Below are 16425 nucleotides of genomic sequence, written 5' to 3'. Positions count from 1 at the left end.
GGGCAGCACAAAGAAAGGAGGAACCAACTCGTGAACCAAGTGGCTTTAGTAGGGCGCATCACCAAAGACCTCGTATTAAAAGAACACTCATCAGGACGTGTCAATACCACGTTCGCCCTCGCTGTCAATCGTAGTTTCAAAAACGCAAACGGGGAGATAGCAACCGACTTCGTGCCATGCTCCGTCTGGGGACGATCCGCCGAAAACCTAGTCCGTCACTGCGGCAAAGGATCGCTAGTAGGCGTCAGTGGAAGCATTCAGACCCGGAACTACGAACGTGAAGACCGTTCGAAAGTGTATATCATGGAAGTCATGTGCAACGACATCCGTTTTCTCTCGAAGTCATCCAAACCTCAACAGTCAGAAATGAAAACGCATTCATCTACTGAGCCCGAACGTTTTGAAGAAGCGAAATCAACCGAAACCGCACTACCTATTTTCTAACAAGGTCAAATTGAAAGGGGAGGAGACAAAGGCATATCCGCCGTCGCACATCCGTCGCTGATCAATTCCTGAAAAGAGATGGATAACACACAATTGAAGAGAAATGAAAAAAGAGAAAATTATACGACACTACAAGCATATTCGCCAACTAGCATGACTCGGCAAAAACAAGAACGGGTGGGGACCCGATCCTCTGTGATGCCGGGAGTACATTCAGCATAGGAACTGAATCAATTTTACGCCAACTCATCCGTCGCCCGTTTTTGTCGGAGACCACTTCCACTTGGCGGGCTGACGGAATACATACTCGCTCATAGAAAGGATGAAGCCCACATGCACAGCACACCTATAGTCGCGCAGAAACAAGATATCCAACGCCTTGAAGACCAGATTGGCCAGCTGATTCGCATTATTGCCAACCTGAACGAGCGCATCAATTACTTGGAAACGATCAAAACAAACCCTTTCCTCATTCCCTCCGATGTACAATGAACGCAAAAAGACCTGCATCATATTTCGATACAGGTCCTAGTGATCACTATGTTAATTAAACGTCAGCAAATCCTCGAGCTCTCGATCATTGAGCTCCGTCAACCACTGACTCGAATGAATCAAATCAGCTGACAACGCTGCTTTCTCGACGAGCATCTCGTCAATCTTTTCTTCGATCGTCCCAACCGTTACAAATTTATGCACATGCACGAATTTGGTTTGCCCGATACGGTACGCACGATCGGTTGCCTGGTTCTCCACAGCCGGATTCCACCAACGGTCTGCGTGCAATACGTGATTCGCCTGCGTCAAATTCAAGCCGGTGCCCCCAGCTTTTAATGACAGGATGAAAATCGGGAACTCTCCGTTTTGGAACGCCTCGACCAATGCATCACGTTGTCCTTTCGGCATACTACCCGTCAAGAACGGCACGTCAATACCGTGTAGCTCGGACAAACACTGACGGATCATCTGCCCCATGCCGATATACTGCGTGAAGATCAAGCATTGCTCACCGTTCGCCGCAATCTCCGCTGCCATCGAAACGATACGCGCCATTTTATTGGATCGCTTCGTCAACTCGGCAGCAGGGGCTGGCGGTTCTTTCAGGAATAATGCCGGATGGTTACATAATTGTTTCAAACGACTGAGCATCTTCAAAATCAAACCTTTACGCTCAAATCCTGTTAGAGTTTCGAGTTTGAATTTCGTCTCCGAAACAAAACTCTCATACAATGCCGCTTGCTCAGGAGTCAGCGGGACATATTCATTTTGCTCGAGCTTCTCAGGCAAGTTCAGACGCAATTCCGGATCATTTTTCGTCCGGCGCATCATGAAAGGCTGTATTCGAGCACGTAATTTCCGTTTCTCCGCTTCAAGATCATCACGCTCAATCGGCACGATGAATTCTTCATTAAATTTACGGAAACTGCCGAGATATCCTTTGTGAATAAAATCAAAAATGGCCCATAACTCCGATAAACGGTTCTCGATCGGTGTACCGGTCAATGCGATATGATGCACACCACGCAACTTCCGGATCGCTCGAGACTGCTTCGTCTGCAAGTTCTTAATATTTTGTGCTTCGTCAATAGTTACATTCGCAAACTCGTACATCGACAGCATCTCGCCATCTTGCGTAGCGGTACCATACGTTGTCAAAATAATATGCGCTTGACGCTTGCTCATAATTTCCGCGAACTGCTCTTCACGCGCACGATTCGTTCCGTAATGTACATGTACCGTCAGAGAAGGTGCGAAACGTTCAAGCTCCTTCTGCCAGTTCCCCATAACACTTGTCGGACAAATGATCAGCGAAGGGGAGTCGGTTTCCGGTAAATTATGCACATACAGCAAATACGATATGAGCTGTACGGTTTTACCAAGTCCCATATCATCCGCCAGGACCGCACCAAATTTATTGTCGCGCATGAAATGAAGCCACTCAAAACCTTCCTGCTGATATGGACGTAACTCGGCATGCAACGTCTTAGGTACCGCAACGGCCGGCAAACCTTTCTTGTCATGCAGCATATTCATCACGTTACGCAGAGACTGCTGCATTGAAAACGCAACTAACGGATCGTCTTCTTCCTCTTCATCATAGACAGGCGCAATTTCTTCCGGCACTTCATTGAACAGCAAATCCTTCACTGTCCATTCGCCGTCGTCTACTTGCTCCATCAACTCGCGTATTCGTTTGAGCCATGCGGGATCCAAATGGAACCACTCATCGCCTGCGCGAATATACTCGCGGTTCTCATCGACCATCTTCTGGAACTGATTCTTGTCGATCTTCTCCCCGGCGAGTGAAAACTGCCAGTCAAACGACAACACTTGATCGAGACTCGCTGACGAACGATACGACTGCATACCAGCAGACGTCCGAATCTTCAACTTCGTCTCGGTCACCGTCTTTAACCAAGCTGGCAATATAACTGGATAATCAAATGCCTGACAAAGCGGCAGATCTTCCTGAATGAAAATCCGCACTTGCGCATCATTTAACGGCACATGCATGAACTGTCGCGGTTCATACCATTCGACGGAACGGAAAATCCCGACCATCTCAGATTGACGCTCTTCAATTTCCTCCGCATATGGCTTACGTTTTGCAGGCAATGCATTTTCGATTGAGCCCGCTATTTTACCGATCGCTGGCGACCACTGTGCGCCGCGATCACTAATCAGAATCGTCTCAAGCAACCAATCCGTCTCATCAATATCCGGCTCCGTCAAACGAAGGGCTACGCGGAACGGTAACTTCGATTTTTCGGTATTCGGCCATCCATACTGCTGAAAGTGCGGCAACAAAGCAGGGAAGTCTGCCATCGAGACACCGAGCGTCGCCAACTGTCCACGCATCGCAAGCGAGATATACCGCCCTGCTTGCTCGGATAAATGGGTTTTGTCAAGATCAAACGATAGTCCAGACTCGCTCGCTTCAACATACGAAAACAGCGCAGGGTCTTTCCATAACGTCGCTGCTTCGCGAATGTCTGTAAGTATTTGTTGATCATTAGAAGTCGCACCAGCGTATTGCACGTACGGATGACTTCCAGCCGAGAACAAACGCAGCAACATATCAATCGATATATCGAGCCAATTATCACGCTGCTCTACCAACATGCCGTACATCGTAGGTTCATCCGAATAAAATAAATACGACACCAGCATATCCGCATCAATCTTGCGCGTTTCACCTGCGACGTTTGCGGACACGATGAACATGCCATCTTGTCCTTCTTGTAATGTTAACTCTAATGAAAGTTGTAAGATGTTCGAATCGGTCATAACAGTAGATTTCCTTTCTCCATCTCTTCCATCAAGGCACGCAGACGTGGAAATTGCTGGCGGACTGTATGGACATAACGGTTCCAAAATTCATTGCGGCCATCGCGCTTCGCAGCCGTCTTCATTTGCTTCCACAAACGGACTGCACGGCGATAGCTATCACGATTTTTCTCTTTGACTAATTTCAATGCTTCGGCGTGCATGAGAGGGAACACCGCTTGCGAATCTTCCGCAAGTGCTGTTTTCATCGCCGAGCTGTCAATCATATCGACTGAACCACGAGTTAAATGCATAAGCGCAGCCCATTCAGCATAACGATTACGCTCGAATAAAAACTTGCCATACGCACGACTGGCTTCTGGTCCATAGGATTGGAATAGTTGATCGCGTTGTTCTTCTGAAACATCGGAAAGCGCGAGCAACTCGTCGATATCCTCGGCAAAAGCCGAACGGTTACGCGTCGCAAGTTGCTGATAATGCTCGGCTAAATGAGGAAGCAATTGCAGCATAATCGACTGCACGATATCAAAATCCTCATCTTCTTTCGCATAGAGCGCAAATGCCAACCACTGGGGAACAGCAGTAGCATCTAGAGTATTCAGTTCCTCATCGAGCTCATCAAAACGTCCCGACGTCAAATAGAGAAACGCACGAAATAAGGGCGCATCTTCTGCCGTTTCCTTTTGCAAACGGTCAATCTCCTGTGTTAATTCAGCTTCATCGGAATACAGCTCAGTATAGACAAGACGGAACGCTTCAAAACGCTTCGAGAATAAACCATCTTCGTCCAGTGCGAATGAATGAATCAAATCTTTGAGCTTCGTGTGAAAGGCGTCCGTCTCAAATAGACGTGATTTCGTACTCAATTGTTTAATGCTAGCTTTCATTTCGGACATTTGCTCATTGAGCCAAATCGTCAGCTGCCATTTGCCGTAATGATAGGAATCGTTCGCCGATAGTTCGTTTTTAAGGAAAGGCCATGCTGCTCGCAATAAGGTTAATTGATAGTACAGCGAAAAGAGCGGCTTCCATTCCCATTCAAAAGGAGAAAGCCGCGTCTTCTGGTGTTCAATTTTAGAAGCATAATGCAAGAATCCAGTCGGTCCGTCACTCGCATTCAACTCGCTAAGCGGCTTCACTAATACGGATAATGCGTTTAACCAAGCTTCCGGTGTCCGCTCATTGATCGATAATTGTGTCTGCACAGCTCCTGACTGGCGCCACGTATTCAACCAATCGGATAATGAATGAAACTGCGAGTACAAATGAAAGACGACCGCGATCTGATGCGCGCACCAGTCTCCGTCGGCACATGTGCAGTACGGCTCCATCGTCATGAAAGAAAGACGAGCGAATTCCGACTCTGTGCCCGAAATATTTGCCATTAAGGATTGCTCGGTTTCGGTGTAGCGATACGCACCGATTGCGTTCATACGTACAAGTGAAGCGGCTTTGCGTATAATTTCCGCCTGTGCAGGTTCAGACGGCTGAAATGTATGTTTAATATGATTCATGAATTCTTCAATTTGTGAGTCGTGCATATTTGCGATTCGTTCAATAGTGATGGCCACCGAATCCACTCCTTACTTAAGCATTCCTCCTATTATACCGTTTTTATTGGTCCTTTACCACAACTTGAGAAGCAGAAAAACCATCAGTTTTCATTTACCTGTTTGATTTTCGAACAACTGCATGAGGTCCAACATGCCTGATAGCAACAACTGGCGGTTTTCGTAGTCCAATGAATTTGCCCGTAAAATAAATTCTTTCAACAGTGGTTCGTTTTCAATTAGCGAGCCGTACTGCGTAAGAAACCCTTTTTCGTATGTGGCGGTACTGTCGAGCGTCTGGCTCGAAAAAGGGCGTACCGTCTTTAACGGTTTGTCCAGAATCATCGCAAGTAATATATCATCCGGTATGTTATAGATTTTCTTAATGAGCGGCACCAAATCAATCGGGAAAACTCGTTCGCTCGATTCGTATCTAGACATCGTCGCACCATCGACTCCGAGGTCCTCAGCCATTTGTTTTTGTGTAATATGTAAATACTCGTCGCGGTATTCTCGTAATTGTGTTCCAAAACTCATTGACATCACCCGTTTTTCTCGCCATCGTATAAGAAAATAGTCCGGTATTTCGTTGAATTGTCATTTAAGCAATACGAATTGACGAGTCGGCAATTTCAAGGCTTTTCTACAATAGTGTGAGAAGATTGTGGTAAAAAAGAGAAAGTAGGCGAAAGCGATAGAAAAAGTGCAGTTAATTTTACACTTTCCCCAATTGCGGTACCATTTACAAAAGCCAGAACCCGTTGGCAGAAGTGAACCACGTTTCTTCGAATCTCTCGAACAGTACTCCGAAAAATCTGTCCATGATCCAAATGGGAATGTTTCATATTTATATAACATCATGCATGATAAGATGGTCTTCGAACAAGTCGTCATCTCATACGCAAATAGTCAAATGATTTTTTCTTACGAGAAATCGATCGTCGATGCAAGCGGACAATTACTAGAACAATTAAAAGAACGAAACATCGAGTATCAACCGGTGTCCAAAACTTTTCTTGTAGGACGTGATGAATAACCCGAAAGACGGCGCGATTCACCGCTATGACCATTTTCTGAAAAATTCTCTTGGTATATTAGATGGTTTCCGACTCATATCATGCACAAAATCCTCTTCGATGTGATATATTAATAATAATCGGAAAATTCAAATTAATGAAGAGGAGGGGGAAGAAATGCTAGTCATACAGCGGATCAAGCCATTTTTCACCAGTAAAGAAGAATTTAACTTACGCCTTGTATTCGCTTATCAATATTTCTCTATTAAGCGAAATGACGAGGTGTTCCAGTTTATCCCCGCAGAAGGGAAGGAAATCGTTGTAAATACGAAAAGTTTGCAGATTGAAAACTTAGGAGAAGTATTCGTCTTTCAGCGAGGTAACAGATTTATACGAATCCCACTTTATCAATTATTACTAGTTTCCGATTTACATTTGCATTTGTCGACTATACTCGAAGGAGCGATGGAATTGGAAGGCCATCTACAGGAAGAGTACATGCGTGAAGCGGACGGTTTGGTGGAGAAGTTGGAGCAAGATAATTGGGAACGAATGGTAGATTATGCACTAGAAACGAAAAACCAGCTCTTGTTCAAGGAGTTGATGGAAGGACTGCGAGTGATTTGATCATCACACTAAAACGATAAAAACACCTCAATTGGAAGCACATCTATGTGCGTCGACGTTGAGGTGTTTTTATGTGCGTTGTGTTATGCGTTTTCTCATAATGTAAGGAAATGGAGCGCCACTACGAATAGTCCCGACCCGCCCAGGCCTAGTGCAAAGTCCTGCCATGTAAACTCAATCGTTTTGTCCAAGTTCATCGCTCATCACTCCTTTATGTAATAAGAGCCATCTGACCCTATTACTTCCTATTATATCCTATTTCTTTAAATTAAAAACATTCAGACAATTAAATGAATCTAATGGACTAGGGGTTATTAAGTAGATAGGCTGGCAAGGGGATGGGGTAGGGGATTTGCGCTTCGGAGGGGACGCTTTCCCGAGGGCTCGCGGTGAGCCAACTAGTCGCTGCGCTCCTTTAGTTGTCTCACCTGTCGAGCTGATCCTCCGGGAGTCGCCCCTCCTACGCTCCAATCCCTTGCAATGTGAGTGGGTGACAGTTATTGCAGTCAATGAAGTTAGGTTTGTAATTGAATTGAATTGAATTGAATTTGATTTGAACTTGAACTTTGTTCAGCAACAACACCAGTTCACACACTATCGTCAATGAGTGTTTCCACATCCATCCACCATAAAAGTAGGATTGTAGCGGAAGATGGGGGCGACTCTGGGAGGATCAGGGTGACAGGAGAGACGACCAGAAGGAGCGTAGCGACTTGGTCGGCTCACCGCACCCCCTCCAGAAATGAAGCGTCCCCCATCTGCAGCGGAAATCCCATGCGCTATCCATCTTCACTCTCTATTTTTCTTCAACGACACTACCAATTTCCTCAACAATACAAGACATTCGTTGCAAATTCGTCATTTTTTGATAAAGTAAGAGAGATAGAAACTGATATAATCAGTCGAATAAGTTGGAGGCAAAGGAGAAGTACATATGTATTCTACTTACGGTTACTGGCGTTCACTAGTTTATCCTGACCGACTTGCCGTTGATATTGGGCAAGGAACTGTCACTGGATTCAAACGCCGTGTGTTTAGCGTATTCATTTTGGGCATCATCCTGTTCGTCCTCCGCGATATGTGGGGCATGAACACCGGGACGATGACGTATCTTTTGGCTAACGGTTCGCTCGATGAATTCACCATCGGCCGCATCACCGCATTAGTCGGCGCCATACTCTGGGCCATCATCTACATGTCGTTTCATTTCTGGGGCGTCGCATGGATCTTAAGCATGCTGACGAAAATTCCATTTAAGCCATTGCTGAAGTTACAGCTAGTGGTCACGGGATTATTACTAATCGAAAAACTCATCAATTTCCTGATCTTCGCGGTTGCTGGAAAAACAGCAGCGGTTTCGATTCTGTCATTCGGACCACTCGCGGTAACATTCCTGGATAATTGGTATATCATTCTTTTCGTCAATCAATTGACGATTTTCTCTGCATTGATCGTGGCGATTCAGTATCGCTTCATCAGCTTCTCGAAAGTGGAAACGTCCCTTGTCGGTGAAGAAGTTATAGAGCATAAAGGTATCCGCAAGCATGCATTGTGGATGTTAATCGCATTGCATGTGGTCTTTGCATTGATCACTGCGGCAGTCGGCTTTGCTCCCATCGAAAAAATGTTGAACTTGTTAATGATTGGAGGACTATAAGATGAAAGCACAAAACATCATCGTGACGGTCCTCGTTACAGCGTTCCTAGCTTTAAACACATTTTTGGTGTTTGCTGAAAAAAGTGTCATCCCGAAAGCGCAGTACGTCAGTGAGTACGAACGGTTATCTGCGGATGATTACAAGAAAGAGCTTGATAAAGAAGGATTCATTTCACCGAAAGATTTGCATACTATCTACCTAAAAGACGACCAGACAATTGAATCATGGCTCGTTCAAGAAGGGGAGACAGTGGACTTTGGAACGGAGCTCGCTTCATTGAAAGTGGATCACATCGATTCCAAACGCAATGGATTAGAATCCGAACTAACCGCGTTGCAAAATCAGTCGTCTTCGATTTCACAAACGATCAGTAATTTGGAGTATGAACAGTCTTCAGCGGGCGGTTCGAAAAACAACAGTGATTATTATGATACGAACGACGAGAAAAAAGTGCGTGTCAATTTGAATGTGGGCATCGAAGTTAGAGAAGACGGAGCGTTTGCGCAAGCGATTGCGGAAGCGGAACGGGATCTCGCAGAAGTGCAACGGAAAACGGAAATAGTCGAATCGAAGCTCGCAGAATTGCCGAATGAATCCGCGTTGACGAGTCCAGTAAGTGGCTATGTCGTAGCGATTAAACGCGAAAGCGAGTCACCATCGATCGATATTTACAGCACGGACCAAACGATTGTCACCTATGTACTCGACAATGAATGGCCACATGTGGAAACGGGCGCGCCGGTAACGATCCAGCATGATTCGATCCACACACCGTTCACACCGAAAGTCGATCCAAATCAACAACCAGAAGAACCTGAAAATACGGAAGACGGAATTGGCAGTGAAAAAGGTAAATCAGTAGCGTCTCTGTCTGCTGACGGTGTGCCACCGAGTACCGTACCTTACGACGATCCGAAAACGGAAATCGACGGGACGGATGCAGAACCGCCAACAGTGAATCCGAACACTCCTGAAGAAAACTTCGACGGCACTTCCGGCAACCCGGACGGTTCGCTCGACAAGCCGGATACACCGGTATCTTCGCCGGACAAGAGCATTGACAGTTCGAACAATAATAATTCAGGTACGGAAAACAAACCGAACACGGAGGCACCGCCATCCACAGGCACTCCGAATACCGATAGCACGACAAATCCCGACGCAACACCGAATCCAGATGATACAACAACAAATCCGGACGGAACGATTTCTAATCCAGAAGTAAATGATTCACCTGAAGGTAAGCCAGAATTAACGAATAAAGAAAAGAGACTAGCTGAAGTAAAAGAGCGCATTGCGCCGAAATACCCGAATGATATTTCGACAATTAACGGAGTCGTTGTGTCGGTAACCAAAGTGCCTGCGAAAGACGACGAATGGCTAAAAGCGTATAAAGCACTTGGCAACACACAAAAAGACAATCCACTAGCCTATTATGAAGTACGCGTTGCACCGTACGACGAGCAAATGGACTTGCCATTCGGCACGAACGTCAACACGTTCATTCAAACGAATGAAGCCAACCAAGTGGTCAGCGTCAAAACGAACTGGCTAACAGATAAATACCAAAACAGTGCAAAAGTTTGGACGCTAGACAACAATGGACGAGCAGTCCAAAACACGGTCGAAGCGCCATTCACTTCACTCGATCGAACAGTCCTCACAACGGGCGTCGAACCAGGAGTGATCGCATTACACAACGATGATTTAGACAGTAGCCTAGAGCACCAATCCGTCTTCCACCCACTTCCACTTTATCTACCGGAATGGGAACAATGGAAAACAACACCTTGGCAAAACTATGTACGGTATTTGATTAAACGATAAAAAACTGCCCGTAATTGGGCAGTTTTTTTCGTTTTTGTAGTGGGTTTCTGGTGGGTCGCTCTATGAAAATATTTAGTCGCTCTGTCTTCCCGCGTAACCACTCAATCCCATCACCCAACCGCCCACAATCCATCCCCAACCCCTAAAAAACAAAATCATCTAACAAATTTCAACAATACCCCTACCAAAACACATGCTGAATCCCGTATACTCTAACAAAAGGGGGACGTTTATATGAATCTATCTCACGACAAAAAGATATTCTTAAGTACTATGGCGATGGCCGTGGCGGTGTCTGCGGTGGGAGTATCTGCACCGGTGCCGGTGGAAGCTGCGAAAGCGGTGGCGTTTAAGGATGTACCGGAGAAACATTATGCTTACGATGCGGTCATGTATATGGCGGCCAATGAAATTATCAAAGGTTATGCCGACAATACGTACCGCCTGAATAAACCGGTCACGCGGGCTCAGGCCGCTAAGATGATCGCGGTTTCTATTGGGGCGAAACCGAGCCATGCGTATAAAATGGATTTCAAGGATGTGGCGAAGGACAACGGGTCGTATGATCATATTCGTGCGTTGACGCAGCGGGGGCTGTTCAAGAATGCGGATAAATTTAATCCGAATAAACCACTAACACGCGGACAGATGGCGAAACTACTAGTCCTTGGCTACCATATTGTCACGGACGACAATGATTTCATTATCTTTGATGATGTCCATAAGAGCAGTGGGGCATATGAATATATTATTACGATTGCTGAACTCAATATCACCACGACGCGCCCAGGTGGGAAATTTAATCCGAATGAACCTGTTACACGTGGCCAAATGGCGGCGTTCTTGTACCGCACGATGCAATTCGACGAAAATCGTAAAGGCGGATTGATTACGTATGATAATCAAAAGAAAGGCTATGTCGATCGAGATCAAAAATTGATTAAGCCGAATCCTGATAATCAAAAGCCAGCACCTGAAAAGCCTAAACCAGTACCACCGAAACCGGCACCGGCACCACCAAAGCCAGTACCGCCAAAACCAACACCGCCAGCATCAAAACCGGAGCCACCCAAGCCGACACCTGTACCGCCAAAACCTGAACCTGAAAAGCCTTCATTAGCGGCACAGGCTATTATTAACATCAACATTAAACGGCAAAATGCCAAAATTGGCAATCTGCGAGCGGATCCAGCACTTAACCGTATTGCTAGCGCAAGAGCGGAAGACTTGGCGAAGCTCGGGGAACTATCGCATATCACGCCGACGTATGGCACAGCTGTAGAGATGCTTGAGAAATTTGATTATAAATGGACGGCATATGGTGAAAACATTGGAGCTGGTTTTCATGATGCGCTTGAAATTACGAACGCCTGGTTAGCGTCTCCTGCGCATAAGGAAAATCTATTAAGCCCAATATTTACGCATATGGGAGCAGGCACGGCACCCGATTCAAATGGTAAAATCTATTGGGTTACACTATATTCGAAAAAATAACTATAGGTAGCCGCTTAATCGCTGGTGTATAGGGTATAGTTGAAAGATACATACTTTTACCAACCCCACCGAATAAAGGAGGAAGCGCAATGAAACAAACCCTTATTGCAGTAGTAGCTGTTTTCGCCTGGCTCTGCTTAACACCCGCCACCGAAGCCGCGACTCTTGACGAAGTGAAAGAAATTGTCGATTTGTACTATTATGGCGATAAGCCTACTAATCTTCATAACGCGAGAAACGTTACAGAAGTCGTACGCCAGCTCGATGAATACTCGGTGTACATGACGCCCGCTGAATATAATGATTATCTCAATCAATACGCAAGCGCTAAAGCACCGGCACAAGTCGCTACTCTTGCGGCGCCGCACAATCCGGACAATGTGAGTTCGAATATGATGTACGGAAATGTCGGGTATTTGAAAATCAAGGCATTCTCTGCGCATTTACAAGAAGACGTCAATGCTCATTGGTCACGTTTGAAAGCGGCGGGAGCGAAGAGATTGATTCTTGATTTACGTTTTAACGGTGGTGGCTACGTAGACAGCGCTGAACAATTACTAGGCTTCTTCCCGAGAGTAAAAGAAGCGTATAAACTGCAAACGCGCATGGGGACACAGGCAGGGAAAGTCGTCCCAGCGAAAAATCAATTCCCGGTAGACACGTACGTACTCGTCAACCGCTACTCGGCTTCCGCTTCTGAAATTGTGGCAGTCAGCCTCAAAGACCAAAGCGCGGCGAACATAGTAGGGGAGACGACAAAAGGAAAAGGTAGCGTTCAGTCGTTATTTGAATTAGAAAACGGCGGCGCACTGAAACTCACGACGGGTCACTATACAGGACCTAAAGGAACACCCGTACAACACAAAGGCGTCGAGCCGAATATCAAAATGAAATCAGGCACGGAGCACGCAGGCATGCACAAACGCCTTGTCACTTCTGACTTGGCCGCGCGAGGCTATCAGCTCATCAAAGGGCCAACAGGCGTAGCGCAGTCAAAAGTATTCAACGTCGAGTTCACGCAGAAAATGAACTTTGGTCCAGCGAAAGATTTCAACAAGATGGAACTTGTGAAGTTTGGAAGCGTCTCTATACAAACGGCTAAAAAGGCTAGTAATGATAAAACGATGACGATCCAGCCGGCAAAACCTATGGCGCGTGGAGCAGAGTATATGCTCATTGTTCATCCGGGCATAGCAGGGGCTAACGGGTTGAGTGTGGTGAAAGGGACGTATACGCCTTTTACTGTGCAAGCACGAGCGCTGGCACGAGCTAAATAAATTGGTGATGAGGAAGAGAAGTTGGTATACTGTATAGATGGGGTGAGGGTGGAGGCAACGTGGATCGACGCTGCAGGCGGACGCTTTCCCATGGGCTCGGCTAGAGCCGCTTCCTACGCTTCGCTTCGTCCAGGGTCTCAAGGCTTTCGCTGATCCATCGGGAGTCACCGCCTTCCGCTTACGCTCCACTGGTTATCTTTCTGGAATTTGTGCGGAAGTACCAAACCAAAAGTACTGATTATTATATAATGTATCTAATAGAACAAAGGATGAAGAGATTCATCCTTTCTCTTTGAATTTAAATATGTTGGGCTCTTGAATTCCAAGGTCTTGAACTGAAGATCCCGTACCCAACCCAAAGTCTAGCCGGACTTTTACTAACAACCACAACCTAAAACAAGAAAGCGAAGGTATCATACACTATGGAAAAGAAATTATGCGTAGTAGGCCTAGGTTATATCGGTCTTCCAACTGCCGTTATGTTCGCAAACAGCGGCTTGCAAGTGCACGGCGTCGACCGTAATGAACACGTCGTTCAACTTATTAACAATAAACAACTACATATAGAAGAAAACGGTTTGCAAGAGCGTTTGGAGAAAGCGGTAGACGCAGGACACTTCCAAGCCTCTACTACACCAGTAGAAGCGGAAGTCTACATCATCGCAGTACCGTCACCCATCAATCCGGACAACACAGCGAACTTAGAATTCATTCGTGCGGCGACCGCATCGATCGTGCCGTTCGTCAAAAAAGGCGCACTCGTGATCTTGGAATCCACAGTCCCACCAAAGACGGTCGAAAACGTCATGCTGCCTGAATTACGTAAAACAGATCTAATTATCGGGGAAGAACTATTTGTCTCTCACTCACCTGAACGCGTAATTCCAGGTAAAATCTTCGAAGAACTAGTAAACAACGACCGCATCGTTGGCGGTGTCAATGCGAAATCAGCAGAAATGACAAAAGAGCTTTACGAAGTGTTCGTAAAAGGAACGATCCATCTAACGGACGCTACCACAGCGGAACTTGTTAAAGTAATGGAAAACACCTACCGTGACGTCAACATTGCCTTTGCCAATGAACTCGCAAAAATTGCAGAAGGTATTGATGTGGACATTTGGGAAGCCATCAAGTTTGCAAACTTCCATCCACGTGTCAATATCCATACGCCAGGTCCAGGCGTCGGTGGTCACTGTATCGCAGTCGATCCATGGTTCTTAGTGGAACTGGCACCTGAAAAAGCAGACATCATCAAAAAAGCCCGTCTAACAAACGATGGCATGCCGATGTATACGGCGAAACGTGCACAGCGTTTACTTCAAGAATACCATATCGAAAACGGTAAAGTGGCGGTTCTCGGTCTTGCATTCAAAGGGAACGTCGACGACATGCGCGAAAGCCCATCAACGAAAGTGATTGATTCTCTACAAGATTTGGGGCTAGAAGTCGTGTCATTTGATCCGCACATCAAAGAATTACAGCATTCAACGCAAGTGGCAACGCTCGAAGAAGCAATTGGCACAGCAGATCTTCTTCTATTAACTACGGACCATGACCAATTCAAACAACTGAATCCGGCAGACTTGCAGACGAAGCAGCCAAGGCCGATCATCTTGGATACGAAAAACGCACTCCCAGCAGATGCGTGGGAACAAGCGGAATATCGCTTCTTCAAATTAGGAGATGGCAAAAAAGAGGGGCAGCTATATAAATGAAAGAAGAAATACTAGGCGTCTCCGTCAACACCGAGAACTATGACGAACTGATTCCGAAAGTCTTTGAGAATATCGAAGAAGGAAAGAAATCACTCATCGTCGCGATCAATCCAGAAAAGCTCATGAAAGCAAAAGAAGATCCAGAACTGAAAGCATTGCTTAACCGAGCGGAATTCCAAATCCCGGATGGCATCGGTGTCATACTTGCATCCAAGCTGAAAAAAGGTCAGATCCGTTCACGTGTTACAGGAATCGACATGATGGACCGCGTCGTACAGGAAGCCGCCATACGGGGAAAACGCATTTTCCTCTATGGTGCCAAACCTGGCGTGGCGCAAGAAGCAGCGGCAAGATTGCAAGTCATGCATCCAAACATTCAAATCGCTGGTATTCAGCACGGTTATGAAAAAGATGTACAAGTCGTACTCGACACGATTAACCAAGCAAAACCGGATATATTATTTGTTGCGATGGGTTCACCGAAGCAAGAACAGTGGATTGAACAACACCGCGACCAACTACATCCGATCGTGTTCCAAGGAGTAGGTGGATCATTCGACGTACTGGCGGGCAATATCAAACGCGCACCGGTCGTGTTCCAAAAGGCAGGGGCGGAATGGTTGTATCGATTATTGCTTGAACCGAGCCGGATTAAGCGTCAAATGAATTTGCCGAAGTTTTTGGTGGAGGTGTATCGGAAGAAGTAAGGGGTTGGGGATTGGCGCTTCGGAGGGGACGCTTTCCTGAGGGCTCGCGGTGAGCCAACCAGGTCGCAAGCTCCCCTTTGGTTGTTTCACCTGTCGAGCTGATCCTCTGGGAGTCGCCCCTCCTACGCGCCAAACCCTTGCAACGTGAGTGGGTGATACTTATCGATCTTCATTGAATTTAGGATTAGTATTGTACTAGAATTTGAACTTGAACGTAACCAAGCCCGAAGATCACAATAAATAACACACTATCTGCAGTAAGTGGTTCATGTACCTCCACTCTCAACATAGGTTAGAAGCACCAGTTAAGGCGTTCAAGAGCGCTTCCCCCGCTGGAGCTTCCATCCTAAACCTCAAACCTCTCTCTACTATTCCAAAGCAAATCTACTAATAACTTTAACCTACTAACAAAAGTTAATTAAGAAATTTTCTACTAGTTAGTTACTATCTTGTAATCTAGTAGATTAGGTGGTAGAATACGAAGTTGTAAGGGTAATTTTCTCTTTAGTATATAGCACAGTACGTGCAAAGCGTTACGGTTGGTTGACCGCAAACAAAAAGGCTTGAACAGTTCCCATCTGTTCAAGCCTTTTTGTTTGGCAAAAATCCCTTGCATGCCCAAGATACTCTCTTTTTAAAACGCTTTGGAAAATACTTGTATTTTACTATTCTTTCGATACAATAGTAGACGGGACATAAATATTTTGTCGCACTGTGCTATTAGACTAGTATATTATCCAAGATTCAATTGACTTTTAGCACTTTCTTATCTATACTTTAAGTTGTAATGCCTACTACTTTCATACATAGGTAGTAACTGGCAAA

Annotated in this window: 13 protein-coding genes; 9 read left to right on the top strand and 4 right to left on the bottom strand. The window is 45.8% G+C overall.

What is annotated here, in order from left to right; translation table 11 throughout:
* Positions 1–30 precede the first annotated feature (30 nt).
* The gene (locus tag CSV75_RS08715) at positions 31–444 is read left to right on the top strand and encodes a single-stranded DNA-binding protein (protein WP_099675538.1); all 414 of its coding nucleotides are present in this window, start codon (positions 31–33) and stop codon (positions 442–444) included.
* Between the two features lie 246 nt (positions 445–690).
* Here the strand turns inward: CSV75_RS08715 and CSV75_RS16105 are convergent, their stop codons facing one another.
* The 4 genes from CSV75_RS16105 to CSV75_RS08700 all read right to left on the bottom strand — a co-directional run bounded on the left by CSV75_RS16105 (position 691) and on the right by CSV75_RS08700 (position 5816).
* The gene (locus CSV75_RS16105) at positions 691–942 is read right to left on the bottom strand and encodes a hypothetical protein (RefSeq protein WP_144034775.1); all 252 of its coding nucleotides are present in this window, start codon (positions 940–942) and stop codon (positions 691–693) included.
* A 45-nt stretch (positions 943–987) separates the two neighbouring features.
* Positions 988–3729 (bottom strand): DEAD/DEAH box helicase, encoded by a 2742-nt coding sequence (locus tag CSV75_RS08710; RefSeq protein ID WP_099675537.1) that lies wholly within the window; start codon positions 3727–3729, stop codon positions 988–990.
* Positions 3726–5300 (bottom strand): hypothetical protein, encoded by a 1575-nt coding sequence (locus tag CSV75_RS08705; RefSeq protein WP_099675536.1) that lies wholly within the window; start codon positions 5298–5300, stop codon positions 3726–3728. Before CSV75_RS08705 ends, CSV75_RS08710 begins: the two co-directional genes overlap by 4 nt.
* 90 nt (positions 5301–5390) lie before the next feature.
* Positions 5391–5816 (bottom strand): helix-turn-helix domain-containing protein, encoded by a 426-nt coding sequence (locus CSV75_RS08700; RefSeq protein WP_099675535.1) that lies wholly within the window; start codon positions 5814–5816, stop codon positions 5391–5393.
* 166 nt (positions 5817–5982) lie between these two features.
* Here CSV75_RS08700 and CSV75_RS08695 point away from each other — a divergent pair, with 166 nt between their 5' ends.
* The 8 genes from CSV75_RS08695 to CSV75_RS08660 all read left to right on the top strand — a co-directional run bounded on the left by CSV75_RS08695 (position 5983) and on the right by CSV75_RS08660 (position 15600).
* Complete coding sequence (locus CSV75_RS08695; protein ID WP_099675534.1) at positions 5983–6315, top strand: hypothetical protein; 333 nt, start codon at positions 5983–5985, stop codon at positions 6313–6315.
* 157 nt (positions 6316–6472) lie between these two features.
* Complete coding sequence (locus CSV75_RS08690) at positions 6473–6922, top strand: transcriptional regulator (RefSeq protein WP_099637234.1); 450 nt, start codon at positions 6473–6475, stop codon at positions 6920–6922.
* Positions 6923–7856: 934 nt separating this feature from the next.
* Positions 7857–8579: a hypothetical protein gene (locus CSV75_RS08685; RefSeq protein ID WP_099675533.1), complete on the top strand. Its 723-nt coding sequence runs from the start codon at positions 7857–7859 to the stop codon at positions 8577–8579.
* A 1-nt stretch (position 8580) separates the two neighbouring features.
* Positions 8581–10407: a hypothetical protein gene (locus CSV75_RS08680; RefSeq protein ID WP_099675532.1), complete on the top strand. Its 1827-nt coding sequence runs from the start codon at positions 8581–8583 to the stop codon at positions 10405–10407.
* A 234-nt stretch (positions 10408–10641) separates the two neighbouring features.
* Positions 10642–11901 (top strand): CAP and S-layer homology domain-containing protein, encoded by a 1260-nt coding sequence (locus CSV75_RS08675; RefSeq protein ID WP_099675531.1) that lies wholly within the window; start codon positions 10642–10644, stop codon positions 11899–11901.
* 89 nt (positions 11902–11990) lie between these two features.
* Positions 11991–13178: a S41 family peptidase gene (locus CSV75_RS08670; protein ID WP_099675530.1), complete on the top strand. Its 1188-nt coding sequence runs from the start codon at positions 11991–11993 to the stop codon at positions 13176–13178.
* A 422-nt stretch (positions 13179–13600) separates the two neighbouring features.
* Entirely contained in the window at positions 13601–14893 is a 1293-nt protein-coding gene (locus CSV75_RS08665) for a nucleotide sugar dehydrogenase (protein ID WP_099675529.1), read from the top strand.
* Positions 14890–15600 carry a WecB/TagA/CpsF family glycosyltransferase gene (locus CSV75_RS08660; RefSeq protein WP_099675528.1) on the top strand — a complete coding sequence of 237 codons (711 nt, stop codon included), beginning with the start codon at positions 14890–14892 and terminating at the stop codon, positions 15598–15600. The genes CSV75_RS08665 and CSV75_RS08660 overlap by 4 nt, the downstream gene beginning before the upstream one ends.
* Positions 15601–16425 lie beyond the last annotated feature (825 nt).

Source organism: Sporosarcina sp. P18a, from assembly GCF_002743135.1.
In the GTDB taxonomy this organism is placed as follows: domain Bacteria; phylum Bacillota; class Bacilli; order Bacillales_A; family Planococcaceae; genus Sporosarcina.
Note: the sequence above shows the minus strand (reverse complement) of the source record. Positions and strands in the feature narration are given on the sequence as shown.

Bases quoted from the DNA above. Each gene is read 5' to 3' on its own strand.
- CSV75_RS08680 (WP_099675532.1), top strand. From the start codon at position 8,581: ATGAAAGCACAAAACATCATCGTGACGGTCCTCGTTACAGCGTTCCTA.
- CSV75_RS08670 (WP_099675530.1), top strand. From the start codon at position 11,991: ATGAAACAAACCCTTATTGCAGTAGTAGCTGTTTTCGCCTGGCTCTGC.
- CSV75_RS08685 (WP_099675533.1), top strand. From the start codon at position 7,857: ATGTATTCTACTTACGGTTACTGGCGTTCACTAGTTTATCCTGACCGA.
- CSV75_RS08665 (WP_099675529.1), top strand. From the start codon at position 13,601: ATGGAAAAGAAATTATGCGTAGTAGGCCTAGGTTATATCGGTCTTCCA.
- CSV75_RS08675 (WP_099675531.1), top strand. From the start codon at position 10,642: ATGAATCTATCTCACGACAAAAAGATATTCTTAAGTACTATGGCGATG.
- CSV75_RS08690 (WP_099637234.1), top strand. From the start codon at position 6,473: ATGCTAGTCATACAGCGGATCAAGCCATTTTTCACCAGTAAAGAAGAA.
- CSV75_RS08660 (WP_099675528.1), top strand. From the start codon at position 14,890: ATGAAAGAAGAAATACTAGGCGTCTCCGTCAACACCGAGAACTATGAC.
- CSV75_RS08710 (WP_099675537.1), bottom strand. From the start codon at position 3,729: ATGACCGATTCGAACATCTTACAACTTTCATTAGAGTTAACATTACAA.
- CSV75_RS08700 (WP_099675535.1), bottom strand. From the start codon at position 5,816: ATGAGTTTTGGAACACAATTACGAGAATACCGCGACGAGTATTTACAT.